At 68.3% G+C, this 25,216-nt stretch carries 23 protein-coding genes; 11 read left to right on the top strand and 12 right to left on the bottom strand.

The window, feature by feature from the left end; genetic code table 11:
* Positions 1-170: 170 nt before the first annotated feature.
* On the bottom strand, positions 171-1,073 hold the full coding sequence (locus tag ACQPYY_RS02730; RefSeq protein ID WP_379105955.1) for a 3-oxoacyl-ACP reductase: 903 nt from the start codon (positions 1,071-1,073) through the stop codon (positions 171-173).
* Positions 1,074-1,138: 65 nt separating this feature from the next.
* Positions 1,139-1,327, bottom strand: coding sequence for a ferredoxin (locus ACQPYY_RS02725; RefSeq protein WP_213558270.1), 189 nt, complete (start codon positions 1,325-1,327; stop codon positions 1,139-1,141).
* A 153-nt stretch (positions 1,328-1,480) separates the two neighbouring features.
* Between ACQPYY_RS02725 and ACQPYY_RS02720 the strand changes: the two genes are divergently transcribed.
* Together ACQPYY_RS02720 and ACQPYY_RS02715 are read left to right on the top strand one after the other, a co-directional pair.
* A complete protein-coding gene (locus ACQPYY_RS02720; protein ID WP_357282739.1) occupies positions 1,481-2,674 on the top strand; it encodes an acyl-CoA dehydrogenase family protein in 1,194 nt (397 codons plus the stop codon).
* Positions 2,675-2,771: 97 nt separating this feature from the next.
* Entirely contained in the window at positions 2,772-3,896 is a 1,125-nt protein-coding gene (locus tag ACQPYY_RS02715; RefSeq protein ID WP_433592655.1) for an acyl-CoA dehydrogenase family protein, read from the top strand.
* 187 nt (positions 3,897-4,083) lie between these two features.
* Here ACQPYY_RS02715 and ACQPYY_RS02710 read toward each other — a convergent pair whose 3' ends face one another.
* Both ACQPYY_RS02710 and ACQPYY_RS02705 read right to left on the bottom strand, forming a co-directional pair.
* Positions 4,084-4,779, bottom strand: a complete 696-nt coding sequence (locus ACQPYY_RS02710) for a maleylpyruvate isomerase family mycothiol-dependent enzyme (RefSeq protein ID WP_433592654.1) — start codon at positions 4,777-4,779, stop codon at positions 4,084-4,086.
* Positions 4,780-4,873: 94 nt separating this feature from the next.
* Entirely contained in the window at positions 4,874-6,070 is a 1,197-nt protein-coding gene (locus ACQPYY_RS02705; protein ID WP_379105962.1) for a glycosyltransferase, read from the bottom strand.
* Positions 6,071-6,164: 94 nt separating this feature from the next.
* On the opposite strand from ACQPYY_RS02705, the gene ACQPYY_RS02700 reads away from it, so the two are divergent.
* From ACQPYY_RS02700 to ACQPYY_RS02690, 3 genes are all read left to right on the top strand, one after another.
* A complete protein-coding gene (locus ACQPYY_RS02700) occupies positions 6,165-6,578 on the top strand; it encodes a VOC family protein (protein WP_433592653.1) in 414 nt (137 codons plus the stop codon).
* A gap of 3 nt (positions 6,579-6,581) precedes the next feature.
* Complete coding sequence (locus ACQPYY_RS02695; RefSeq protein ID WP_433592652.1) at positions 6,582-7,400, top strand: helix-turn-helix domain-containing protein; 819 nt, start codon at positions 6,582-6,584, stop codon at positions 7,398-7,400.
* A gap of 217 nt (positions 7,401-7,617) precedes the next feature.
* The gene (locus ACQPYY_RS02690; protein ID WP_433592651.1) at positions 7,618-9,204 is read left to right on the top strand and encodes an acyl-CoA synthetase; all 1,587 of its coding nucleotides are present in this window, start codon (positions 7,618-7,620) and stop codon (positions 9,202-9,204) included.
* Positions 9,205-9,292: 88 nt separating this feature from the next.
* Here the strand turns inward: ACQPYY_RS02690 and ACQPYY_RS02685 are convergent, their stop codons facing one another.
* From ACQPYY_RS02685 to ACQPYY_RS02670, 4 genes are all read right to left on the bottom strand, one after another.
* A complete protein-coding gene (locus ACQPYY_RS02685; RefSeq protein ID WP_433592650.1) occupies positions 9,293-9,862 on the bottom strand; it encodes a hypothetical protein in 570 nt (189 codons plus the stop codon).
* Between the two features lie 32 nt (positions 9,863-9,894).
* The gene (locus ACQPYY_RS02680; RefSeq protein WP_379105972.1) at positions 9,895-10,890 is read right to left on the bottom strand and encodes a sigma-70 family RNA polymerase sigma factor; all 996 of its coding nucleotides are present in this window, start codon (positions 10,888-10,890) and stop codon (positions 9,895-9,897) included.
* Between the two features lie 265 nt (positions 10,891-11,155).
* A complete protein-coding gene (locus ACQPYY_RS02675; protein WP_433592649.1) occupies positions 11,156-12,802 on the bottom strand; it encodes an acyl-CoA synthetase in 1,647 nt (548 codons plus the stop codon).
* Between the two features lie 173 nt (positions 12,803-12,975).
* Positions 12,976-14,013, bottom strand: coding sequence for an LLM class F420-dependent oxidoreductase (locus tag ACQPYY_RS02670; protein WP_379105976.1), 1,038 nt, complete (start codon positions 14,011-14,013; stop codon positions 12,976-12,978).
* A 214-nt stretch (positions 14,014-14,227) separates the two neighbouring features.
* Between ACQPYY_RS02670 and ACQPYY_RS02665 the strand changes: the two genes are divergently transcribed.
* Genes ACQPYY_RS02665 through ACQPYY_RS02650 form a run of 4 tightly spaced genes read left to right on the top strand, consistent with a single transcriptional unit; the run spans position 14,228 to position 17,834 of the window.
* Positions 14,228-15,151 (top strand): Zn-ribbon domain-containing OB-fold protein, encoded by a 924-nt coding sequence (locus tag ACQPYY_RS02665; protein ID WP_433594552.1) that lies wholly within the window; start codon positions 14,228-14,230, stop codon positions 15,149-15,151.
* A 12-nt stretch (positions 15,152-15,163) separates the two neighbouring features.
* Positions 15,164-16,258 carry a thiolase domain-containing protein gene (locus ACQPYY_RS02660; RefSeq protein ID WP_433592648.1) on the top strand — a complete coding sequence of 365 codons (1,095 nt, stop codon included), beginning with the start codon at positions 15,164-15,166 and terminating at the stop codon, positions 16,256-16,258.
* On the top strand, positions 16,255-17,421 hold the full coding sequence (locus ACQPYY_RS02655; protein ID WP_379105978.1) for a thiolase domain-containing protein: 1,167 nt from the start codon (positions 16,255-16,257) through the stop codon (positions 17,419-17,421). Before ACQPYY_RS02660 ends, ACQPYY_RS02655 begins: the two co-directional genes overlap by 4 nt.
* Positions 17,418-17,834 (top strand): nuclear transport factor 2 family protein, encoded by a 417-nt coding sequence (locus tag ACQPYY_RS02650; protein WP_379105980.1) that lies wholly within the window; start codon positions 17,418-17,420, stop codon positions 17,832-17,834. Before ACQPYY_RS02655 ends, ACQPYY_RS02650 begins: the two co-directional genes overlap by 4 nt.
* A gap of 107 nt (positions 17,835-17,941) precedes the next feature.
* On the opposite strand, the gene ACQPYY_RS02645 is transcribed toward ACQPYY_RS02650, so the two are convergent.
* Complete coding sequence (locus ACQPYY_RS02645) at positions 17,942-19,201, bottom strand: cytochrome P450 (RefSeq protein ID WP_433592647.1); 1,260 nt, start codon at positions 19,199-19,201, stop codon at positions 17,942-17,944.
* Positions 19,202-19,348: 147 nt separating this feature from the next.
* Between ACQPYY_RS02645 and ACQPYY_RS02640 the strand changes: the two genes are divergently transcribed.
* A complete protein-coding gene (locus ACQPYY_RS02640; protein WP_357282764.1) occupies positions 19,349-20,515 on the top strand; it encodes a steroid 3-ketoacyl-CoA thiolase in 1,167 nt (388 codons plus the stop codon).
* 358 nt (positions 20,516-20,873) lie between these two features.
* Complete coding sequence (locus tag ACQPYY_RS02635) at positions 20,874-21,290, top strand: helix-turn-helix domain-containing protein (protein WP_011207048.1); 417 nt, start codon at positions 20,874-20,876, stop codon at positions 21,288-21,290.
* A gap of 587 nt (positions 21,291-21,877) precedes the next feature.
* Here the strand turns inward: ACQPYY_RS02635 and ACQPYY_RS02630 are convergent.
* From ACQPYY_RS02630 to ACQPYY_RS02620, 3 genes are all read right to left on the bottom strand, one after another.
* On the bottom strand, positions 21,878-22,903 hold the full coding sequence (locus ACQPYY_RS02630; RefSeq protein WP_433592646.1) for a hypothetical protein: 1,026 nt from the start codon (positions 22,901-22,903) through the stop codon (positions 21,878-21,880).
* 73 nt (positions 22,904-22,976) lie between these two features.
* Entirely contained in the window at positions 22,977-23,489 is a 513-nt protein-coding gene (locus tag ACQPYY_RS02625; RefSeq protein WP_357089776.1) for an ImmA/IrrE family metallo-endopeptidase, read from the bottom strand.
* Positions 23,490-23,499: 10 nt separating this feature from the next.
* Positions 23,500-24,810, bottom strand: coding sequence for a hypothetical protein (locus ACQPYY_RS02620; protein ID WP_433592645.1), 1,311 nt, complete (start codon positions 24,808-24,810; stop codon positions 23,500-23,502).
* Positions 24,811-25,216: the final 406 nt, after the last annotated feature.

The raw sequence follows: 25,216 nt of genomic DNA, 5'->3' as shown, positions 1-25,216 counted from the left end.
GAACATGTTCAGGTGAGCCTAACCGTCAGACGTATGCCGCATTGTGAGGCGACACACATAGTTGATCCCCATTCCTACCAATGTTCGATCTCGCGATCAACTGCAGGGTCGGGGGCCGGGTCCGTCAAGACGACACGCGGCCCCCATACGGGGAAATCGAGGTGAAAACCTCAGCCCAGATCCTTCAGAGAGGAAGCCGAGAAAGTGGCGTCCGACGCGCGTTCGGCGAAGTAGCCGCCGAGCGTCTCGGCCAGGCCCTCGCGGGTGAACTCGCCGACGGCGTCGAAGCGCTGCTCGACGACGGGGGCCGCCATCAGGGCCACCATCGGACCGTAGACGACGAACAGCTGACCGGTGATCTTCTCGGCCGCCGGGGAGGCCAGGAAGGCCACCAGGCGCGCGACATGATCGGGCGACAGCGGGTCCGGGCCCTCGTCGGGAGCCGCGGAGAAGACGTTCTCCGTCATGGCGGTACGCGCGCGGGGGGCGATCGCGTTGGCGCGCACACCGACCTGCTCCAGCGCCCGGGCCGCGGACAGGGTCAGCGCGGTGATACCGGCCTTGGCAGCACCGTAGTTCGCCTGACCGGCGGGGCCGAGCAGACCGGCCTCGGAGGACGTGTTGATGATGCGCCCGTAGACGGGGGCACCGGTCTCCTTGAACTTGGCACGCCAGTAGGCGGCCGCGTTGCGGGTCAGCAGGAAGTGCCCGCGCAGGTGCACGGCGACGACCGCGTCGAAGTCCTCGTCGGACATGTTGAACAACATCTTGTCCCGGGTGATCCCGGCATTGTTGACCACGATGTCCAGGCCGCCGAGGGACTCCTCCGCGGTACGGATGATGGCATCGGCGGTGGACCGCTCGGCGATGCTGCCGCCGACGAACTCCGCCTTCACGCCCAGCGCCCGGATATCGGCGAGGGTTGCGCTGACCGCGTCGTTCTCGGCAAGGTCGTTGACGATGATCGACGCGCCCGCGCGGGCCAGCTCGAGGGCTTCGGCCCGGCCGAGCCCGGCGCCGGCACCGGTAACGACGGCAACCCGGCCGGAAAGACTCACATCAGATTCGCTCACGAGGGCGACTCTAGAACGTGTTCCACCCGCCGGGCAAGGACCGGCCCCGGCGGGCGGGGCTGGCCTCAGACCAGCTTCAGCGCGGCCTTGGGGCACTGCGCCACGGACGACTCGATGTCCTTGCGGTTGTCCTCGGTGACCGCGACCTCGTTGACGTGCAAGTTGTCGTCGTCATCGAGATCGAACACGTCAGGGGCGATTCCAACGCAGATCCCGTTCGCTTCGCACTGATCGAAATCGACGATGACCTTCATAGTTCTCTCCTTCAACACAGGTTCTGCCCGAGCCTAACAAGCAGACCCCCGCCCAGAACAGCAAAGTAGCCCTAACCGCAACCAATACTGGAACATGTTTCACTCGCGTGCGATGATCGGCAGAACCGAGAAACGAAGGCTAGAGGTACTGCTATGCGTATCGCCTACACGCCGCAACAGGAACAGCTGCGTGCCGAGCTGCGTGACTATTTCACCAAGCTCATCACTCCCGAACGGCGGCAAGCGCTTTCGGCCCAGACCGGAGAGTACGGCGAGGGCAATGTCTACCGCGAGGTCGTCGAGGAGATGGGCCGCGACGGCTGGCTCGCCCTGGGCTGGCCCAAGGAGTACGGCGGCCAGGACCGGTCCACCATGGATCAGCTGATCTTCACCGACGAGGCCGCCATCGCCGGCGCCCCGGTGCCGTTCCTGACCATCAACTCGGTCGCGCCGACCATCATGCACTACGGCACCGAGGAGCAGAAGAAGTTCTTCCTGCCCAAGATCGCCGCCGGTCAGCTGCACTTCGCCATCGGCTATTCGGAGCCCGGCGCCGGCACCGACCTGGCCTCGCTGCGCACCTCCGCGGTCCGCGACGGCGACGACTGGATCATCAACGGCCAGAAGATGTGGACCTCCCTCATCGCCTACGCCGACTACGTGTGGCTGGCCGCGCGCACCGACCCGAATGCCAAGAAGCACAAGGGCATCTCGATGTTCATCATGCCGACCGACGCCGAGGGCTTCTCCTGGACGCCCGTGCACACCATGGCCGGTCCGGACACCTCCGCCACCTACTACCAGGACGTGCGGGTCAAGAACTCCGACATGGTGGGCCCGGAGAACGGCGGCTGGGCGCTGGTCACCAACCAGCTCAACCACGAGCGCGTCGCGCTGACCTCCTCCGCGCCGCTGGCCCTGGCCGTCGCCCAGGTCACCGAGTGGGCGCGCAACACCAAGACCGCCAACGGCCAGCGCGTCATCGACCAGGAATGGGTGCAGGTGTCGCTGGCCCGCATCCACGCCAAGGTCGAATACCTGAAGCTGACCAACTGGGAGATCGCCTCGCGCGCCGACCAAGGCGGCGACGCCGCGCCGCGGCCGTGGGACGCCTCCGCCACCAAGGTGTACGGCACCGAACTGGCCACCGAGGCCTACCGGGCGCTGATGGAGATCCTCGGCCCGCAGGCCTACCTGCGCCAGGACTCGGCGGGCTCGCAGCTGCGCGGCCGCCTCGAGCGCATGCACCGCGCCTGCCTGATCCTCACCTTCGGCGGCGGCACCAACGAGGTGCAGCGCGACATCATCGCCATGACCGCCCTCAAGCAGCCCGCCGCCGCGCGCTAGCTGTGCCCATCAGCGATGTGAGCGGGCCCTCCGTGGTTACGCACGCTGCCACCTCCGGGCCTGACCCTCACATCGCACGAAAACCAAGGTACCCATCATGGATTTCACCCTCACCGAGGCGCAGCAGGATCTGGCCCGCCTCACCGCCGAGGTCACCGGCAAGCTGGTCACCGCCGACCGGCTGCGTGAGCTCGACAAGAACACCGACGCCGACGGCAACCGCACCGTGCGCTTCGACGCCGGCCTGTGGGGCTCGCTCGCCGAGACCGGCGTGCTGGCCGCGGCCCTGCCGGAGAGCGTGGGCGGCAGTGACTTCGGCGTGCTCGAGCAGACCGCCATCCTGCGCGAGATCGGCAAGTCCGTCGCCCCCGTGCCCTACCTGTGGTCGATCGTGCTCGGCGCGGGCGCGCTCGCGCAGTTCGGTTCCGCCGCCCAGCGCGAGCTGGCCGCCCAGGCCGCGACCGGCGAGGTCATCCTCACCGCCGCGCTGAGCGAGGAGCGCAACTGGGAGCCGGCCAAGCCCGTCACCACCGCCATCGCGGGCGACGGCTGGCAGCTCACCGGCCTCAAGACCACCGTGCCCTTCGCCCGTCAGGCGGCGCGAATCCTGGTGTCCGCCACCGTCGACGGCGCCCCCGCCGTCTTCCTGGTCGACCCGTCACACACCTCGGTGCGCGTCGAGGACCAGATCGTCACCGACCGCTCCCCCGAGGCCGAGGTCGAATTCGCCGGCACCCCCGCCGAACTGGTGGGCACCCTCGAACAGGGCGGCGAGATCCTGACCTGGCTGCTGGAGCGCGCCTGGCTCGGCCTGGCCGCCACCCAGCTCGGCGTCGTCGAGAAGGGCCTGGAACTGGTCGCCGACTACGCCCGCGAGCGCGAGCAGTTCAACCGCAAGATCGGTAGCTTCCAGGCCGTGGCCCAGCGCCTCGCCGACGGCTACATCGACGTGCAGGGCGTGCGCCTGGCCGTGCAGCAGGCGGCCTGGCGGATCGCCGAGGGCCTGCCCGCCACCGCCGAGGTGCACACCGCCAAGTTCTGGGCCGCCGAGGCCGGACACCGCGTCGCCCACACCGTGGTGCACGTGCACGGCGGCGTCGGCATCGACCGCGACCACATCGTGAACCAGTACTTCACGGCGGCCAAGCACAACGAGTTCGCGCTCGGCGGCGCGACCGATCACCTGCGCGCCCTGGGCTCCCTGCTCGCCGCCGCGCAGTAAGAACGAACAACTCTCGTCACTCTCGGGGGGCAAGCCCCTGAGACCCCACGGCCCGGTTGGGCCTGGCGACTCGGCCGACCCTGCAAACGCGGCCGACGGCGAGGTGGTGGCTCCCATACCGGCCACCGCCTCGCCGTTTTCGTGTCACCGCCTCGCGGTTTTCCGTGCTGTGGAACGGTTTACGCCGTCACGGCACCAGCGGGCCCGCGAGCACCTGCTTGCCCTCCGCCCAGTTCCCCTGCCAGCTCAGTGCGGCGTCGTCGAGCTCCTTGCGAGCCCACAGCGCCAGCAGCAGATCGGACGCGGTGCCGGAGAGTTCGGCCACCGGCGCGCCCGGGCCGTAGGTCCAGCTGTCGCCGGTGTCGGTGGCGCGCAGGCTGATCCCCGCGGTCGGCTCGCTCGCCAGGCCGCGCAGGATCATGCGGGGCGCGAACAGTTCGAACACCTCGGTCACGCCGTCGGCGGCGAGCGCCGGTTCGAACGCCTCGGCCGTGCCCAGCGCATTCTGGCCGTCCCACAGGTGCATGAGGGTTTCCTGCGCGCGGCGGCGCTGCCAGAAGCCGACCTTGCGCGGCATCTGCGAGGTGAAGGTCCAGGCCGGAGTCTCGGGATCGACCGACAGCGCGTCGATCATCGCCTTCGCCGTGCCGTCGTACCAGGTGCGCAGTCCCACCGGGTCCTCGGGCGCGGGCTCGCCCTGAAAGTCCCCGCGCTGCTCCAGGACCGCGGTGGTCACCCACAGATTCCCCTGACCGACATGGTCGGCCAGGTCGTAGAAGGTCCAGTCGCCGCAGGACGGGACGGGCGTGGACAGCTCGACCTCCGGCGTGATCAGTTCGCCGAACTCGTTCAACTTCTCGCGCACAACGGCCAGGAAATCCATGCGGCTCACGCTAAACAGAGAAACCGCAGCGTGCCAGCCATATCCGGCCGGTGGCGCGCGAAATTCGGCCAAACCTCCGGTGTCGCGCGGATGCTCAGGACTCGAGTTCGCGGACCGAGAAGACTCGCTCCCCCACCTGTTCGGGGTGTTCGGGCGACGGCTCCAGCTCGCGCAGCAGCGCCTCGCCGCGCGCGTCGCGGCGGATGGCGCGGCCCAGTTCGGCGGCGGCGCGATAGTGGGCCGGGGTGCGCAGGGTGTGCCGGACGGCGCGGGCGATGCGCTGCGGAGTGGCGGTGCGCGGCAGAACGATTCCGGCGTCGTGAGCGCGGACGCGGGCGGCGTTGTCGGCGTGGTCGCGACCGTGCGGGAGGACCACGACCGGCAGATCGGCGGCGAAGGATTTCATCAGCGTGCCGTGGCCGCCGTGGGTGACGACCAGGCTGGCGTGGCGCATGATCTCGCGGTGCGGGGCGTCGCGCAGGACCGACACATTATGGGGCACACGGAGTTCGGCGGGATCGATCGCGGGTCCGGTGGTGATGACGCCGCGCACGGGTAGCTGGCCCAGCGCCTCGGAAATTCTTTGCAGGCAGTCGGTTTGACGCTGGAACGTGGTGGACAGCGCGACCAGCACCAGCGGATCGCCGCCGTCGGTCTGAGTCCAGGTGGTGTCGGCGACCCAGTCGGGTTCGTCGAGGATGGGGCCGACCCAGCGCACCCCGTCGGGTCCCTGACCGGGGAAATCGAAAGCGGCACTGGACAAGACGAGCTGGCGGCGGGCCAGTCGCGCCTGATCCTGGTAGTGCGCCAGACGTTCCAGCCCGAAATCCGAGCGCAGGGCGTTGAGCTTGGGTAGCAGCTCCTCGTCCCAGCGCCGCTGCACCAGCGAACCAACCAAACGGTCACGTAGCCGCCCGACCGGTCCGTGCGCGGGCGCGAAGCCGGTGCCCGGCGGCGGACCGCCCTCCACCGGCAGCGGATAGACACCCGGGATCAGCACCGAGAACGGCGTCTCACAGGCCTGCGCGGCGACCATGGCGCCGAAGGCGAAGAAGGAGGCCAGCACCAGATCGGGCCGATTCGCGTCGATCTCGTCGGCGGTGTCGCGCGCGAATCCGGCCCCGGCCCGGGGGCGCAGCCGCGCGCCCGTCGCGGCCACCGCCTCGGCCAGCGATTCCTCCGCCAGCACCGTCACCCGATGGCCCCGGCGCACCAGCCGCCGCACCACCCCCAGCTCCGGCGGAACCGTTCCCCCGCTGCCGGTGAGGGCGATCAGATAGCTGTGGCTCATCGGGCACCTCCACCGGCAACTCTCGCACGACCGATGAGTTTCCCGCACCCGCTTCGTCCTCATCAGTACATCGAATGAGAGGGGACGCGCCACCATGCCGAGCAAGATGATCTTCATCAATCTGCCCGTCGCCGACCTGGACCGGTCCAAGCGCTTCTACGAGTCCATCGGCTGGAAGGTGAATCAGGACTTCACCGACGGCAGCGCCGCTTGCATCGTGGTCGACGACAACATCTGCGTCATGCTGCTGACGCACGAGTTCTTCACCACCTTCGGCCGCCGCCCGCTGGGCGACACCCGCGGCACCGTCGGCAGTGTCTACGCGCTCGCCCTGGGCAGCGCCCAGGAGGTCGACGCGCTGCTGGAGGCCGCGCTGGCCGCGGGCGGCCAGGAGGAGGTCAGTGCGGACCGCCGGGCCCAGGAAGCCGAGGTCGGCATGTACGGCCGCACCTTCCTCGACCTCGACGGCCACCAGTGGGAGCCGTTCTACATGGCTTATCCTGTGTGATCGATGCGCGCCGATAGTCCTGAGTCCGAAGGCCCCCACGGGATATCACTGGGCGCGTACCTCAAACGGGAACGACTCCGCCACGGCATGACCCAGCGCGCCGTCGCCGAGGCGCTGCACATGTCCCGCAGCGGCTACGAGAAGATCGAGAACGGCCAGCGCCTCCCGCATCCCGGCATGCTCAACGCACTGGCCGTGCTCTTCGAGATACCGGTGAACCGGCGGCGGGTGCTGTGGTCGATCGCCACCGGCGACGACCTGTCGGTGTCGGCCGCGGCGGGGGGCTCGGTGACCGACGGCATGCTGGCCTTCATGCGCAACCTGCGCGGCCCCGCCTCCCTGCACCAGGTTCCCGAGAACAATATTCTGGCGGCCAATGCGGTGGCCTGCCGTCTGTTCCCGTGGCTGGATCCGCGGCTCGGCGCTCCCGACCGCCCCCTCAACGTCATCGTGGCCACGATGAACGAACCTCGGGCATCCGAATACCTGGTCAACTGGGCCGATTTCGTTCACCGCCTGGTCTGGGCCCTCACGGAGTACTCCCTGGCGAACACCCCGGCCGAACGCGTCCGCGAGATCCGCGAAGCCTGCCGGTCGAGCCCCGAGTTCGACCGCATCTGGAACACCCCGTGCCCGCGCGAGATCCTCGCCGACGATTCCCTCCTGCTCCGCGACCCCGCCACCGGAGTGGTCACGGAATACCAAATGGACTGCCTGCGCTGGGCGTTCCCGAACCGCGACGTGGAGCTCTTCAGCCTCACGCCCCGCTACCCGGACCCCGCCACGGCCGATCCCGACACCTCGAACATCGTCCTCTGGTAATCCGCAAATCCGGCTGCCACCCAATACGGGTGACCTGCTGATCTTGATCTTGGTCAGCCCGGCGGCGAGGGTAGAGGGACCGCGGGCCGGGTTCATGTCTACATCTGGACAGGAGGGGATCGGCCCGCGGAACATTCCCTCCGCGCGCCCGGGCCGTGACAGCTTCCTGCCAACCGATGAACCCGCGCTCCACCCCCGCGAAAGCGAGGGTGAGCCCATGGCTTTCACTGTTGCAGACCTGTTCGAGCACGCGGTCGACGCGGTCCCGGAGCGGACCGCCCTCATCTGCGAGGACCGGCGCCTCACCTACCGCGAACTCGACGACCGCGCCAACCGGCTCGCCCACCACCTCGCCGCCCGCGGCATCGGCCCCGGCGACCACGTCGGCATCTATTCACGCAATTCCATCGAAGCCTTGGAAACGATGCTCGCGGCCTACAAACTGCGAGCCGTCTCGGTGAGCGTGAATTATCGGTATGTCGCCGACGAGGTGCGCTATATCGTCGGCAACGCGGATTTGAAAGCAATTATCCACGAAGCGGAATTCACCGAAATCGTCGAAGCCGTCCGCGGGTCCGCGCCGGACCTGACCGAAACACTCGCGATCGGAACCCATTACGACGCCGCCCTCGCCGCGCAGTCCCCGGAACGTGATTTCGGTCCGCGCAGCGGCGACGATCTGTACATCCTCTATACGGGCGGCACCACCGGCCTGCCCAAGGGCGTCATGTGGCGGCACGAGGACGTCTGGCGGGCGCTCGGCGGCGGCATCAACCACGTCACCGGCGAATACGTCTCGGACGAATGGGAATTGGCGAAGAACGCCGCATCCGCACCCGAGGGGATCGTCATGGCCCCGCTCTCGCCGCTCATCCACGGCGCGGCCCAGTGGGCGGCCTTCCTCGCCCTGCACTCGGGCGGCACAGTGGTTCTCGTGCCGCGGTTCGACGCCGACGAGGTCTGGCGGGTGGTGGCGAAGCACCGGGTCAATGTGCTGACCGTGGTCGGCGACGCCATGGCCAAGCCGCTGCTCGAGGCGTATCACGCAGGGCGGTACGAGGTTCCGTCCCTGTGGGCGTTCAGCAGTCACGCCGCGCTGTTCTCGCACTCGCTCAAACAGGAGTACCTCGCGACGTTCCCCAACCTGTTCGTCACCGACGTGATCGGGTCGTCGGAGAGCGGCAGCACCGGACTGTCCACGGTCACCCAGGATTCCGACCACACGCGGGGCCCGCGGGTGAAGTTCGGAGCACAGTCCGCGCTGCTGGACGACGACGGCCGCCTCGTGCCGCCCGTCGCCGGAGCCGTCGGCCGGATGGCGCGGACCGGGCATGTGCCGATCGGGTACTACAAGGACCCGGAGAAGACGAAGACCATCTTCGTCGAGGTCGACGGCAAACGGTATGTCGCGCCGGGTGATTACGCCCGCTACGAGGCCGACGGCACCGTCACCCTGCTCGGCCGCGGTTCGGAGTGCATCAATACCGGTGGCGAGAAGGTGTTCCCCGAGGAGGTCGAGACAGCGCTCAAGTCCCATCCGGACGTCTTCGACGCGCTGGTGATCGGCATCCCGCACGAACGGTTCGGGCAGGCCGTCGCCGCGGTGGTGCAGCCGCGGACCTCGACCGCGATCGATCTCGCCGAACTCGACGCCCACGTGCGGACCAAGGTCGCGGGATACAAAGCGCCACGCGGCTATTGGCTGGTCGGCACCGTCATGCGGCAGCCGAGCGGCAAGGCGAACTATCCCGCCGCCAAACGGTTCGCGGCCGCGCACCCCGAGGACCTGCGCGCGCCCCGCTGATCAGCATCGCGGCCGGCTGATCAGCCGAGCAGCCCGAGCTCCCGCACCCGCACCCCGAGCTGGAAGCGGGTGCTCACCTCGAACCGCGTCATGAGCTGGGCGACGTAGCGCCGGTAGGTGCGCAGCGACACCCCAGCGCCCGGGCCGCGGTCTCGTCCTTGGCCCCGGTGGACAGCTGCTCGACCACCGCGAGGGCCACCGCGTCCAGGCCGTCCCGCACCTCCAGGTGCTCGCGCAGGTCGCGCGCGGAATGCCAGGTGCGGGTGGCGAACTGGTGCACCACACCGAGCAGCGCGGGTTCGGCCACCAGGTATCCGCGTGGCTCCTCCCCCGGCGCGGCCGACCACAGCGCCGCCCGCTCGCGATCGACGATCAGCGCATTACAGAAATCGGCGTCGGTGACCCGGATCCGTGAGCCGAGGGTGAACTGCCGCAGCACCGACTGGCGGCCCCGGCTGCTCACATACGCGGCCGACAGCAGCACCCGCACCTGCTTTCCGGCCTCGTGCAACTGCCGGAAAACCGTGTCCTCCGCGCGGTATTCGGTCTCCGGCCGGACCGGGCGGGCGATGGCCATGACCGCCTCGTGCCGGACTCCCACCAGCATGCGGCGCAGGTTCTGCGCCCACCGCTCGTCCGCGTGCAACTCGACCGTCATGCGCCCCTCCCCGGACTCCCGTGGCGGAGAGCCTAGTTCGGGCGTAGCTCCATGGGGAGACCGAAGAGGGGGAACAGCTTCTCGGTGTCGAGGAAGAAGGTGAGGCCGGAGATGCGGTCGCCGGAGAGTTCCAGCGTGGTGATGGACCACGGGATCCAGACGCCGGGCTCGTCGCCGGGCTTGTAGTGGCCGAAGGCGGGCAGGCCGTTCGCGCCCTCCAGGGGCACCATGCGGGAATCGCGGCAGGCCTGGCCGGTGCCGAGCATGAAGGCGGCCACGTTCTCGGGGCCGGACACCCACAGCGAGAACGGCGGCATGGACAGGGCCACATCGGCTTTCAGCAGCTCGGTCAGGGCGCTCATGTCATAGGCCTCGAAGGCCTTCACGAAGTCGTCGACCAGCTTGCGCTGCTGCTCGTTGCGCTCGTCGAAGGGATCGGAGACGGTGGCGGTCTCCTGCACCTTCGACATGGTGGCGCGGGCCCGCTGCAGAGCGCTGTTCACCGAGGCGGGCGAGACATTCAGCATGTCGGCGGTCTCGCCGGCGGAGAAGCGCAGCACCTCACGCATGATGAGGATCGCGCGCTGGCTGGCGGGCAGATGCTGCACGGCGGCAACGAAGGCCAGGCGCAGGGTGTCCTTGGTGCTGGCGGCCTCGGCGGGGTCGGCGCCGAAGGCGAGCGCGTTCGGAATCGGTTCCACCCACACGTAATCCGGCTCCGGCGCGGGCAACTGCGAATCGGGTGTGGAGGGTCCGTTGAGGTCCATGGGCCGGGCCCGGCGCTGCGGGCCGTCCAGCATGTCCAGACAGACATTGGTGGCGATCTTGTACAGCCAGGAGCGGATGCTGGCCCGGCCCTCGAACGAGTCGTAGGACTTCCAGGCCCGCGTGAAGGTCTCCTGCACCGCGTCCTCGGCCTCGAACGAGGATCCGAGCATTCGATACGCGTAGGCGCACAGTTCGCGCCGATGGCCCTCGAAAGAGCGCAGTACATCATCCGATACGGTGCCGCCCACCTTCTCGCTCATGCCTGACAGCCTCGCACAGCCCACCGACAAGAAACACCCGTCGAAACGAGCGAATGCCCGCCCGCAGAAAGCGGACGGGCACTATTCACCCACAACAAATCTCGGGCAGCGCCCACCTGCGACCGCAGGCGGTCGCAATCAACCCACAACAAACGGGCCGTGCCCACCGCGGTCGCGGGCAGGCGCAACCAACCCACAACAAACCTAGGGCCGTGCCCGCCTGCGACAGCAGGCGGGCACGGGAGGTTCGGAGAGCTGGGTCGAGCTACTTCGACGACGCCTGGGCGTGGTTGTCGGCCTCGCGGGCTTCGGTCTGGGCCTTGGCCCACTTGTAGTCCGGCTTGCCGGCGGGCGAGCGCTTGATCTCGTCCACGTACCACAGGCTGCGCGGCATCTTGTAGGAGGAGATCTCCTTGACCAGGGTCGGGCGCAGCTCCTCCAGGGTCGGACGGGCCTCGCCGCGGCAGGCCACGACCGCGACGACGCGGTTGCCCCAGCGCTCGTCCGGCACGCCGACGACCAGGGCGTCGAACACGTCGGGATGCGCCTTCAGCGCGCCCTCGACCTCTTCGGGGAAGATCTTCTCGCCACCGGAGTTGATCGACACCGAGCCGCGGCCGAGCATGGTGACGGTGCCGTCGTCCTCCACCCGGGCGAAGTCGCCGGGGATGGAGTAGCGCTTGCCGTTGAACTCCTTGAACGTCTCGGCGGTCTTGACCGGGTCGTTGTAGTAGCCGATCGGGATGTTGCCGGTGCGGGCGAGCATGCCGACCTGGCCGGAGCCGGGGGCGACCTCGTTGCCTTCCTCGTCGATGACCTTGGTGGAGCCGTCGATCTTCACGCGCGGGCCGCCGGTGTGGGTGGCGCCCTTGGTGGCCACGGCCAGACCGCCGAAGCCGGTCTCGGACGCGCCGATGGAGTCGGTGATGAGCGCGTTCGGGAAGCGCTCGATGAACTCGTCCTTGAGCACGGGCGAGAACAGCGCCGCGCTGCTGGCCAGCACCCACAGGGCCGAATGGTCGTAGGGCGCACCGGTTTCCGGGTTGCCCTCGCCCAGCGCGTCCAGGATCGGACGGGCCATGGCGTCACCGGTAATGAAGATCATGTTGACCCCGTGGTTCTGCACCGCGCGGCAGACGCCGTGGCCGCTGAACTCGGGCAGCATGACGGCCTTGCCGCCGTCGAAGAGGCTGTGCAGGGTCGCGGTGAACGCGCCGCCGTGGATCAGCGGCGGGATCGGGTAGCGCACCATCGGGGCGCTGCCGCTGGCGCCGCCCTTGGACTGCTGCCATTCGTCCTCGACGAATTCACCGGTGTAGAAGTTGATGCCGCCGCCGAGCACGCGCCACCAGTCCTCCTGCCGCCACATGACGCCCTTGGGCATACCGGTGGTGCCACCGGTGTAGATCATCATGATGTCGTCGGAGGTGCGCTCCTCGAAGTCGCGCTCGCCGTGCGAGGAGGCCAGGGCCGCCTCGTATTCGATCGCGGTCGGGGGCAGCGGCAGGTCGGTGCCGTCCTCGACGGTGATCACGGTCTTGATCGCGGGCACGTTGGGGACCACGTTGGCCACCTTGTCGCTGTAGCGACGCTCGTGCAGCAGCGCGACCATGTCCGAGTTCTCGAAGATGTACTGCAACTCGTTCTCAACGTAGCGGTAGTTCACGTTGATCATGACTGCCCGCGCCTTGAAGATGGCCACCATGGCCTCGACGGCCTCGATGGTGTTGCGCGAGTAGACGCCGACCTTGTCACCCGGCTGCACTCCCTGTTCCTGCAGGTAGTGCGCCAGCCGGTTGGCACGGTCCTCCAGCTCGGCGTAGGTGACCGAGCGGGTGTCGTCAACCAGCGCGACACGTTCCGGCATGAGGTCGATGGTGTGCTCGACAAGGTCCGCAATGTTGTAGCTCACAGGGACCAAAATAGAACGTGTTCTTGTGTGTGACAAGCCACTGTTTTCGCACCCGTCCCACTGAGCGGAAGTGCCCCCTGTCACAACAGTACGGTGACGTACCCCCGGCTGGGGACAAACAGGAAGAGCGCACCCCGCTCAGCAGGGCGCGCTCTTCCGGACCGCACCGGTCCTTACGACTCGATGAGCGGCTTCAGCTTCTCGAACTGCGCCACGTCGCGGACGCCGACCAGCATCATGGTGACGCCCGCCTGCTCCCACACCTTCAGCTGCTCACGCACCTGCGCCTCGTTGCCGATGATCGTGGTGTCGAGGATCAGCTCGTCGGGGACGACCGCCGCGGCCTCCTCCTTGCGGCCGGTGCGGAAGAGCCGGGTGATCTCGTCGACCTGCTCGCCGTAGCCCATGCGCCGGTACACCTCGGCGTGGAAGTTGAGTTCCTCCGCGCCCATGCCGCCGATGTAGAGCGCCATGAACGGCCGCAGCCGATCCAGTTCGGCCTTGGGGTCGTCGGTGAGGATGACCTGCGCGGTGGCCGCGATCTCGAAGTCCTCGCGCGAGCGCCGCGCGCCCGGCCGGGAGAAGCCCTCGTCGAGCCATTCGTTGTACATGTCGGCCAGCCGCGGCGTGTAGTAGATGGCCAGCCAGCCGTCGGCGATCTCCGCGGTCAGGGCCACGTTCTTGGGCCCCTCGGCGCCGAGCCAGATCGGCACGTCCGAGCGCAGCGGGTGGGTGATCGACTTGAGCGGCTTGCCGAATCCGGTGGCGCCGGGACCGCCGTAGGGCAGCGGGTAGTGCGGGCCCGCACTGGTCACCTTGCCCTCGCGGGCCAGCACCTGCCGCACGATCGAGACGTACTCGCGGGTGCGGGCCAGCGGCTTGGCGAAGGGCTGGCCGTACCAGCCCTCGACCACCTGCGGGCCGGAGACGCCGAGGCCGAGGATGTGCCGGCCGCCGCTGAGGTGGTCGATGGTCAGCGCGGCCATGGCGGTCGCGGTGGGGGTGCGCGCCGACATCTGCACGACCGAGGTGCCCAGCCGGACCCGGCTGGTGTCGGAGCCGTACCAGGCCAGCGGGGTGAAGGCGTCCGAGCCCCACGATTCGGCGGTGAAGACGGCGTCGAAGCCGGTCTCCTCAGCAGCCGCGATCAGCTCCCGCGTATTGGCGGGCGGCTGCGCGCCCCAATATCCGAGTTGCAAGCCAAAGCGCATTACTGGATTTCCTTTCGCACCAGAGCGGAGCGCTCCATGGTTACGCTCCGCTGCCTCCTCCGCGCCTGACCGCTCAGGCGCGGAGGTTCCTTCCTAGAACATCCGGGACCGTTCGTCAGGGCCGCAGCCCGTACTCTTGCCACCGTCACTAGAACCTGTTCTACTCGATCTCGTGACTCTGGGGAACACCGAAGTACTGTCCGCACCGCTGCGGATGCAATTCGACTACACCCGCTCCACCGGTCCGACCATCGGGCGCTTCCTCACGGAATTGCGTGCCGGCAAGGTCGTCGGAGTGCGGGGTTCCGATGGGCGCGTGATCGTGCCGCCCGCGGAATACGATCCGAAGACCGCCGAACCACTGACGGAATTCGTCGACGTCTCCGACGTCGGCACCGTGCAGACCTGGTCCTGGGTGGCCGAGCCGCTCCCGAGCCAGCCGTTCGACCGGCCCTTCGCCTACGCGCTGATCAAGTTGGACGGCGCGGACACCGCCATCCTGCACGCGGTGGATGTGGCGAGCCCCGCCGACATCAGCACCGGCATGCGCGTGCGGGCCCGCTGGGCGGCCGAGCGCACCGGCGACATCCACGACATCGTGGCCTTCGAACCGGGCGAGACCTCCGCTCCGGCAACGGCGTCCACCGCCGAGGCGGAGCCGGTCACCGGCATCGTGACCCCGATCGACTTCTCGGTCAAGCACACCGCCGCGCCGCAGGAAGCCGTCTTCCTGAAGGGCCTGATGGAGGGCAAGCTGCTGGGCGCCCGCGCCAAGCTGGACGGCAAGGTGTACTTCCCGCCGCGCGGCGCCGACCCGCGCGACGGCTCGCCGACCGACGACTTCGTCGAGGTGTCCGACAAGGGCATCGTGACCACCTTCTGCATCGTGAACGTGCCGTTCATGGGCCAGCGCCTGAAGCCGCCGTACGTGGCCGCCTACGTGCTGCTCGACGGCGCGGACATTCCCTTCCTGCACCTGGTGCTCGGCGTCGAAGCGAGCGAGGTCCGGATGGGCATGCGAATCGAGGCGGTGTGGAAGCCGCGCGAGGAGTGGGGCCTGTCCATGGCCAATATCGACCACTTCCGGCCGACCGGCGAACCCGACGCCGACTACGACAGCTTCGCGCACCACCTGTAGAGAGGCGCTGAAATGACCAACACTGCATCGCGTAGCGATTCCGCCAGGGGTGGCGGCGGGGCGACGGGAGGGCGTAACACAGCAACCGACATCGCGGTGGTGGGCTTCGCCCACGCGCCGCACGTGCCGGAGACCTTCGGCACCACCAATGGCGTGGAAATGCTCGCGCCCTGCTTCGACGAGCTCAAGCAGAAGCTCGGCGTCGGCGTGTCCGATATCGACTTCTGGTGCTCCGGCTCCTCGGATTACCTTGCCGGACGGGCCTTCTCGTTCATCTCGGCGATCGACTCCATCGGCGCGGTGCCGCCGATCAACGAGTCGCACGTGGAGATGGACGCGGCCTGGGCGCTGTACGAGGCGTGGGTGAAACTCCGCTCCGGACAGGCGCAGACCGCGCTGGTCTACGGCTTCGGCAAGTCCTCGGCCGGTACCCTGCGCCAGATCCTGGGTCTGCAGACCGACCCGTACCTGGTCGCGCCGCTGGGCGTGGACTCGCTGTCGATGGCCGGCCTGCAGGCCCGCGCGGGCCTGGACGCGGGCCGCTGGACCGAGGCCGACATGGCCGCGGTGGCCGCCCGCACCACCGGCGGTGACATCGACAAGCTGCTGGCCGCGCCGAAGATCAACGATCCGCTGCGCGCCCATGACATCGCCCCTATCACCGATGGCGCGGCCGCCATCGTGCTGGCCGTCGGCGACCGGGCCCGCGAACTGTGCGAGCGTCCGGCCTGGCTGACCGGCATGGCGCACTACATCGACTCCCCCGTGCTGGGCGCCCGCGACCTCACCGTCTCGGAGTCCGCGGCCAAGGCGGCGAACGCCGTAACCGGCGGCGACGCAAGCGGTTTCGATGTGGCCGAGCTGCACGCGCAGTTCAGTCACGAGGAGCTGATCCTGAAGCAGGCCATCGGCCTGAACGGGGACACCCGGATCAACCCGTCCGGCGGCGCGCTGTCGGGCAACCCCATGTTCGCGGCCGGACTGGAGCGCATCGGCTTCGCCGCCCGCGAAATCATCAATGGCACCGCGAATCGCGCACTGGCGCATGCCGCCAGCGGCCCCGCGTTGCAGCAGAACCTGGTGGCCACCCTGGAGGCACGTTCATGAGCTACGCAGCTGCCGTCCTCGGCACCGGACAGACCCATCACGTGACCAAACGGTCCGATGTATCGATGGCCGGAATGATCCGCGAGGCCATCGACCGGGCTCTCACGGACTCCGGCCTGACCATGGCCGATATCGACGCCGTGGTCATCGGCAAGGCCCCCGACTTCTTCGAGGGCTCCATGATGCCGGAGCTGTTCCTCTCGGACGCGCTGGGCGCCACCGGAAAGCCGCTGCTCCGGGTGCACACCGCCGGTTCCGTCGGCGGTTCCACCGCGGTGGTCGCGGCCAACCAGGTCCAGGCCGGCGTGCACCGCCGGGTGCTGGCCGTGGCGTGGGAGAAGCAGTCCGAGTCCAACGCCATGTGGGCGCTGTCGAACCCGGTGCCGTTCACCATGCCGGTCGGCGCGGGCGCGGGCGGCTACTTCGCCCCGCACGTGCGCGCCTACATCCGCCGCTCCAACGCCCCGCTGCACGTGGGCGCCATGGTCGCGGTGAAGGACCGCCGCAACGGCGCACGGAACCCGTTCGCGCACCTGCACCAGCCCGACATCAGCGTGGAATCGGTGATGGCGTCCCAGATGCTGTGGGACCCCATCCGTTTCGACGAGACCTGCCCGTCCTCGGACGGCGCCTGCGCCATCGTGATCGGTGACGAGGAATCGGCCAAGGCCGTGGAGGCGCAGGGCAAGAAGGTCGCGTGGGTGCACGGCACCGCCATGCGCACCGAGCCGCTCGCCTACGCGGGCCGCGACCAGGTGAACCCGAAGGCCGGTCAGGCCGCCGCGGCGGCGTTGTGGAAGCAGGCCGGGATCACCAACCCGCTCGAGGAGATCGACGCGGCCGAGATCTACGTCCCGTTCTCGTGGTTCGAGCCGATGTGGCTGGAGAACCTGGGCTTCATGCCCGAGGGCGAGGGCTGGAAGCTCACCGACGCCGGCGAGACCGCCATCGGCGGGAAGCTGCCGGTCAACCCGTCGGGCGGCGTGCTGTCCTCCAACCCGATCGGCGCGTCGGGCATGATCCGGTTCGCCGAGGCCGCCAAGCAGGTCATGGGGCGCGCGGGCGACTACCAGGTGGAGAACGCGCGCAAGGCCTTCGGCCACGCGTACGGCGGTGGCTCGCAGTACTTCTCGATGTGGGTCGTCGGGAGCGAGCAGCGATGACCACCACCACCGAACACCCCGCGCGGGTGGCGGGCGCGGCCTCGCAGGCCGCGGTGCGCGCCAAGGACAAGGACGCCTGGGTGGCGCTGTTCGCCGCCGACGGCATCGTGGAGGATCCCGTCGGCCCGTCCTTCTTCGATCCCGAGGGCGTGGGACACCGTGGCGCGGAAGCGATCGCGGCGTTCTGGGACAAGGCGATCGCCCAGACCGAGTCGATCGAGTTCCTCTTCGACGACTCGTTCGCGTGCGGGCGTGAGGTGGCCTATACCGGCCGCATCCGCACCACCATGGGCGGGCACATCATCGATGCCGAAGGCGTCTTCACCTACAAGGTGGACGAGGACGGCAAGATCCTTGCCCTGCGCGCGTTCTGGGAAACCGACCGGGCCATGGCGACGACGAAGAAGGCCTAGCGCCTCGAAAACCGAAGCGGGCGACTGGATTCATCCAGTCGCCCGCTTCTCTTTGTCTCCGCCCTGAGGAGTGAGAGGGGTGCAGGGCGGATCAAACCATCAGTGCCTCAGTGCTTTACAGGGCAGCCGCCCTTGTAATCCACCTGGAACTCCTTGATGCCGTTCAGCCAGCCCGAGCGCAGGCGCTTGGGGTCGCCCAGCTTGGAGATGTCGGGCATGTGGTCGGCGATGGCGTTGAAGATGATCTCGATCTCGAGTCGAGCCAGGTTCGCGCCGATGCAGAAGTGCGCGCCGGTACCGCCGAAGGACAGGTGCGGGTTCGGGTCACGCAGGATGTTGAAGGTGTACGGGTCCTCGAACACCTCTTCGTCGAAGTTGGCCGAGCGGTAGGACAGGATGACCCGCTGGCCCTTCTTGATCTCCACGCCGCCGACCTCGACGTCCTCGAGCGCGGTGCGCTGGAAGGAGCTGACGGGGGTGGCCCAGCGGATGATCTCGTCGGCGGCGGTCTTGGGCCGCTCCTTCTTGAAGAGCTCCCACTGGTCGGGGTTCTCCATGAAGGCGATCATGCCGTGGGTGGTGGCGTTGCGGGTGGTCTCGTTGCCCGCGACGGCCAGCATCATGACGAAGAAGCCGAATTCCTCGGGCAGCAGCGCCTCGCCGTCCATGTCGGCGTTGATCAGCTGGGTGACGATGTCGTCGGCCGGGCAGGCGCGGCGGGCTTCGGCCATCTGGTACGAGTAGCCGAGGATCTCGGTGGAGGCGACCACCGGGTCGGCGTTCGATTCCGGATCGTCGTAGCTGGTCATGTCGTTGGACCACTGGAAGAGCTTCATGCGGTCTTCCTGCGGCACACCGATCAGCTCGGCGATGGCCTGCAGCGGCAGCTCGGCGGCCACCTGCTCCACGAAGTCGCCGTTGCCGGACTCGACGGCGGCCTTCACGATGGACTCCGCGCGGGCGGTCAGCTCGGCGCGCAGGCCGTTGATGACGCGCGGCGTGAAGCCCTTGGAGATGATCTTGCGGAGCTTGGTGTGCTCCGGGGCGTCCTTGTTCAGCAGAACGAAACGCTGCAGATCGATCTGCTCACGGGTGATGTCATCCTGGAACCGCGGGATGGCGGTGTTCTCATAGGTGGAGAACACGTCGTCGCGGCGCGAGACGGTCTTCACATCGGCATGCTTGGACAGCACCCAGAAGCCGTCGTCGGTGAACCCACCGACGTCCGGCGACTTCGGGTTCCACCAGATAGGCGCGGTTTTGCGCAGTTCGGCAAGCTCTTCGGCCGGCACTCGCTTCGCCCAAATTTCGGGGTCGGTGACGTCGAATCCATCCGGCACTCCGGGCCGGGCTGCAGTGTCAACCACCAGCAGTCTCCTTTGACCAACTGAAACACGTTCTACCGCTATTGAAGCACAGGGGGTAGAACAAGAGAAGGGACTAGGTAATAGTCCGGAACAGACTTACGTTACTGGTCGTGAACTCGTTGCAGTTCTGATCCGGAAGGAAAGACAATGGGTACTCCCGTCATCGTCGAGGCCGCGCGCACCCCGATCGGCAAGCGCAACGGCTGGCTCGCCGGCCTGCACGCCGCCGAGCTGCTCGGCGCCGCACAGCAGGGCGTGCTCGAGCGCGCGGAGCTGAACCCGGCTCTGGTCGAGCAGGTCGTCGGCGGCTGCGTCATGCAGGTGGGCGAGCAGGGCAACAACGTCACCCGCACCGCCTGGCTGCACGCCGGACTGCCGTGGCAGACCGGCGCCGTCACCATCGACAACCAGTGCGGTTCCGCGCAGCAGGCCGCGGGCATGGTGGCCGGCCTGATCGCCACCGGCGCCATCGAGGTCGGCATGGCCTGCGGCATCGAGTCCATGAGCCATGTTCCGTTGGGCGCCAACGTCGGAACGCACGCCGGGCCGCGCCGCCCCGCGTCGTGGGACATCGACATGCCCAACCAGTTCGAGGCCGCCGAGCGAATCGCCAAGCGGCGCGGCATCACTCGTGACGACGTCGAGGAGCTGGGCGTGCGTTCGCAGCGGCTGGCCGCGCAGGCGTGGGCCGAGGGCCGCTTCGACCGCGAGGTGCTGACCATCAAGAACGCCCCGCAGGTCGACAAGGAGGGCAACCTCACCGGCGAGTTCGCCGACATCAGCAAGGACCAGGGCCTGCGCGCGACCGACCGCGAGGGCCTGGCGAAGCTGAAGCCGGTGCTGGAGGGCGGAATTCACACCGCCGGTACGTCCTCGCAGATCTCCGACGGGGCCGCCGCTGTGCTGCTGATGGACGAAAAGGCCGCGCAGCGTGAGGGTTTGCGTCCGCGCGCCCGTATCGTCTCGCAGTGCCTGGTCGGTGGCGAGCCGGAATTCCACCTCGACGGACCCGTGCAGGCGTGCGAGCGGCTGCTCGAGCGTTCCGGCATGAGCATCTCCGATATCGACTTGTTCGAGATCAATGAGGCTTTCGCTTCCGTGGTGCTGTCGTGGGCCTCGGTGCACAAGCCGGATTTCGATCGCGTGAATGTCAATGGCGGTGCGATCGCGCTGGGCCACCCGGTCGGCAGCACCGGATCCCGCTTGATCACAACGGCTTTGCACGAGCTGGAGCGCACCGACAAGAGCACGGCCATGATCCTGATGTGCTGCGGCGGGGCCCTCGCGACGGGCACGATCATCGAACGGATCTAGTCCCTCAATGATTTTCGGCCAGGTTGAACGTTCATCCGTCCTGCCGTGAGACGTGGCGTACGCCACACAAAATCCGGTACAGACAAGAAGATGATCCGTCAGCTATCTTATGGCTACCCGTGGCCCGTCCGGGAAGACCCCCGCGACGGGCCAGAACCGGGGCTCTTAAGCCCTTGGCAAGAACCGTGGGGTTGGCCCGCAAACGCCCAAGCCACAGTGGGTGAACCGGATCACCGCCTAGAAGCTTCAAGGAAATCGCGAATCAGGCGTAGGTTTTCAGTTACTGAGCCGCTAATATCAATGATACGTATCCGAGATAACGACTGTTAGTACAGCGAAGGGAATTGGGCGGCTCACAATGGCTGATTTCGCGGCGCGGCTGAACAAGCTGTTCGAAACCGTGCATCCCCCGGGGCGTAAGCCGCACACGAACGCAGAGGTGGCAGCCGCTTTGACGGCATCCGGCCACCCGATCTCGAAACCGTATCTGTCGCAGTTGCGGTCGGGACAGCGCACGAACCCGTCGGATGAGACGGTGGCTGCTCTGGCAAAGTTCTTCAAGGTCAAACCGGACTACTTCTTCAACGACATCTACGCGGCGAAGATCGATCACGATCTCGAGCTGCTGTCCCAGCTGCAGGGCTATGGACTCCGTCGTCTGTCGAGCAGGGCGTTCGACCTGTCCGAAGAATCTCAGAATCTCCTCACGTCTATGGCGGAGAAGTTGCGGGCAAGCGAAGGTTTGCCCGAAATTCCTCCGGATGGCACGGAATAAGCACTGCCACAGAGCAACACAGTGCGGCTAGCTCGGAGGCCGCACTGTGTTGGTTTGTTACAGGGCTCGCTCCAGACCGGACATAAGGCGGTCGCCGGTACTGCTTGCAGGGCAGTACCGGCGTCTCCGCCGGACCATGCGGTTCGCGTGAAGGATGTTGCACCGGTCTCAGCGTGCTGAGGCCATGTGGCGCAGAACCCTGCGCTGGTGCAGTATGCACAAAACTGGCATAACGCCGTCCAGGTGCACCCGGATGGCCGAATCAGTTGTTTTGTGCACTATGTCGTTTTGTGCACTGTGAGTGTTTCGCCCCATTGCACCAACCGCGACAAGCACGAGTGACAACTTCAAGTGACAAGCAAAGTCCCGTACCACGCACGGCGGGTTCGATGAGACGAAACCTCGGATACGAAGTCTCATCGAGAAGGCCCGACGGAATGCCGCGCCCATGGCAATCACGCGAGGTACGGGACTTGCGCATTTGCGACAAGATCACAAATCGGTCGGTGATCTCCGCGTGATCAACTTCGAGGCCCTTCCGGACGGTAATGCCCGCCCGCCTCGAAAGGTAATGGAAGAGTAAATGTCTACCGTTTGGCGGACCCCGGAACCGCGGCCCGCGCCGGCGCCGCGTCATAGGCGCGGGCGATGGCCTGCACCCAGCCGCGCGGGCTGACACCCGCGGGCGGCGAGATCCAGCGGCCGTCGATCACCGCCTCGCCGAACGGATTCCGCGCCCACTCGGCCACCCGCCGCGCCCGCTCGGCCACCGAGACCGGCGGCTGACCGGCCGCGGCCAGCTCCACACCGCCGCCGGACTGCAGGTAGAGCGCGTCCATGATCTGCGCGACCTGGTCCGAGGCCTTGAGCTGGGTGCCCGAACCGGTCTGTTCGTGCGCCACCACCTCCGGGAACCGTGCGATCAGCACCCGGTGCAGGGTGCGAATCTGCCTGAGCAGCACCCGCGCCCGCCACCACAGCTCGATCACGATCCACACCGCGCCGATGGCGATGAGCAGCGCCGCGATCTGCCAGATCGGCCAGAACCAGCCCGCGTCACCCGGATTCGGCACGGGCTCGTCGTTCACCTCGCGGCGAATCGACAGGGCCGCCAGCAAGCCGACCACCCCGGTGCCGGTCGTGTACAGCGCGATGCCGCGGCCGAGGGTGGTCCAATCCAGGTTGCGCACACCGGTGATCACGATGAACACGCACTCCACCAGCACGATCGCCCAACCGAAGGTCACCGACCAGAGCAGGGTCAGCAGCACGGCGAGCGCGCCGCCGCCGTAGATCATCATGGCGATCTGGCGCAGATTGCGACGCGACACCACCGGCCACGCGGCCGACGCCACCACCGAGGTGGCGGTGGCGAACATGATCCACGCCGCCGTCACCACCCGATCGCCCAGCCACAGACCATGGACTCCGTTCGGTATCAGATGGTCCACGGCCAGACCGATTTCCGGCACCCCGACCGTCGCGGCCAAGGCCACCGCGGCCACGGCGATCACGATCGCGACCCGAGCCGTGGTCGCCGGTTTCACCAGCACACGCCCGACGCGTGCGCCCGAGGCCATCCACACCAGCATGGCCACCAACCAGAAGGTCATGCCGCATCCTCCTTCGGATGCCCGAGGGGCCCTACGTGGTTACGCAAGCTGCCTCCTCCGGGCCCTGACTCGGTCATCCGAGCGCCTCATCGAATCGAAGGACCGAGACGCCAGCGCCCCGGCTGTTGAACACCCGCAGGCGGGTCATCAGCATGCTCGCGAAAGTCTCCGCCTCCCATTCGCACTGCTCGTCGTCGCCCAGATCGATGGCCTTCTGATGCGCGCGCTGGCTGAGCATGTAGGCGATCAGATCGTCGCTGGCCTCCAGCACCACTTCGGTCGCCGCCTCGCCCGGATGGTCGAAGACGATGTGGCCGAGCTCGTGCGCGAGGGTGTGCTCGCGGCTGGGCAGCGCCTGCGCCAGCACGATCACGTCCCGGTCCGGATAGCTGCGGCGCTGGCCGCACACGCCCGGACCCAGTGTGGCGCTGGCGATCTCGATCGGCCGCCGCCGCTCGGCGGAGATGGCGAGCACCACCTCGTCCAGGTCGGTGGCGTCGAAGTCGGCCGCCACCGCGCACACCGCGTCCACCGCGGCGGCCACCCGGCGGTAGGACCCGATGCTATGAGCCTTGCTCTCGGTCATCGCGGTCCCCTCATGCCCTCGGTCCGAAGAATGCCGCGCGCGCGGCGTCGACCCGGCCCTGCGCCGCGGACGCGCTCTGGAAACTGACCGCACCCGACCCGGCGCCCGCCAGCGCCATGGCGATCAGGCCGCCGATCACCGACAGCGGCTTCCACGGCGGCAGCGGCGAGTTGTGCGAGGTCGGCTTCACATCCGGATCCGGTTGCGCCAGAACGGGAGCGGGCTTCGGCGCGGGCGGCGTGGGTGCGGCCGGCGCTTCGGGCTCGGGCAGCGCGGCCACCGGGACCACCACCGCGGGCAGCGCCGGGACCGCCGGCGGCTGCGGAATCTCCAGCGGCACCGGCGGCGCCGCGGGCGCGGCGGGCGGCGGAATCAGCAACAGCAGCAGCGGTGAGGCGCAGATGGCGGCGGAACCGAAGCCCGCCGAACCCAGGGCCGCGGAACCGATGGCCGCCGAACCGAGCTCGGCCGAACCCGCTCCGAGGCCTCCGACACCGGCAGAACCGAGGGCAGCGGAACCGGCACCGGACGAACCGCCGGCCGCCGAACCCACCCCGGAGCCCGCGCCGGCCGAACCGGCCGCCGAACCCATGCCGGCCGAACCCGCGCCCGCGCCGAGGCCGGCGCCCAGACCGGCTGATCCGGCGAGCGCGGAACCCACTCCGGCAGAACCGATTCCGGCGGAACCGACGGCCGCGGAACCGGTGCACAGGGCGGCCAGGCCGGCCGAGCCGACGGCCGCGGAGCCGACCGCGGCGGAACCCGTTGCGGCCGAGCCGGTGCCGAGCAGCAGCGCCAGCAGCGCGGAGCCGGTGCCGACGCCCGCCGAGCCGACGCCCGCCGAGCCCAGGCCCAGCGCCAATCCGGTGCCCAGTCCGGCCGAACCGACGGCGGCGGATCCGGTGCCCAGCACAGCCGAGCCGGTGGCGGCGCCCGCGGAACCGGTGCCCGCCACGGCGGAACCCAATCCCGCTCCGGCGGAACCGGTTACGGCCGAACCGCTACCGAGCGCCGCCGAACCGGTGCCGCCCAGGCCCGCGGAGCCGACCGCGGCCGAGCCGACGCCCAGTCCGGCCGAGCCGGTTCCGAGGCCGAGCAGAATGGAGAGCAGATCCTGGGGCCCGGCCACCGGGGCGGCGGGCACGGCCACGGCTTGCGACTGCGGAGCCCCGGGCAGCGACTGCGGGGCGGCGGACCGGGGCTGCGCCGGATCCTGCCCGGCGGGTGCGGGGTCGAGTGGGATGCCCGGCTGCGCGTCAGCGGCAGCGGGCCCGAGCAGTGCCGAACCGGTGACAGCCGCGATCACTGCCACCAGTCGCATTGCACGATCCACGATCATGCGACAGCCATCCCCTCATCGATACCGCGCACTTGGCTTCTCTCCGCACCAGGGGTGCGGAATCCCGATCCGCGACAGTCGGTTCGGGACAGGTTTCGAGCTCACACTGTCGCCCCGATTGCCGGACTGTTGCGGAACGCGGCCATCGTACCGGTCGCTACGTGATTCCGCACAAGTCCCGATCGCATTAGGGGTGCTCACAAACCGTACGCCTGCGCATACCCCCGCGTAGCCAATATCACCAAGCGCCCCAGGCCAATTGACCCGAACCGGTGCCCCACCCCCACACCTCACCGCCGAATCCTGGCGACCGAGAGGTTTCACCGCCGTTCAGATTGCCGACAATTCAGACAGATCGCAGCAACCATCGAAACGCCGATCGCCGGTC

Origin of the sequence: Nocardia sp. CA-145437 (genome assembly GCF_050956485.1) — a bacterium.
Lineage (GTDB): Bacteria > Actinomycetota > Actinomycetes > Mycobacteriales > Mycobacteriaceae > Nocardia.
The sequence above is the reverse complement of the archived record's forward strand: the minus strand, read 5'-3'. Positions and strand labels throughout refer to the sequence as shown.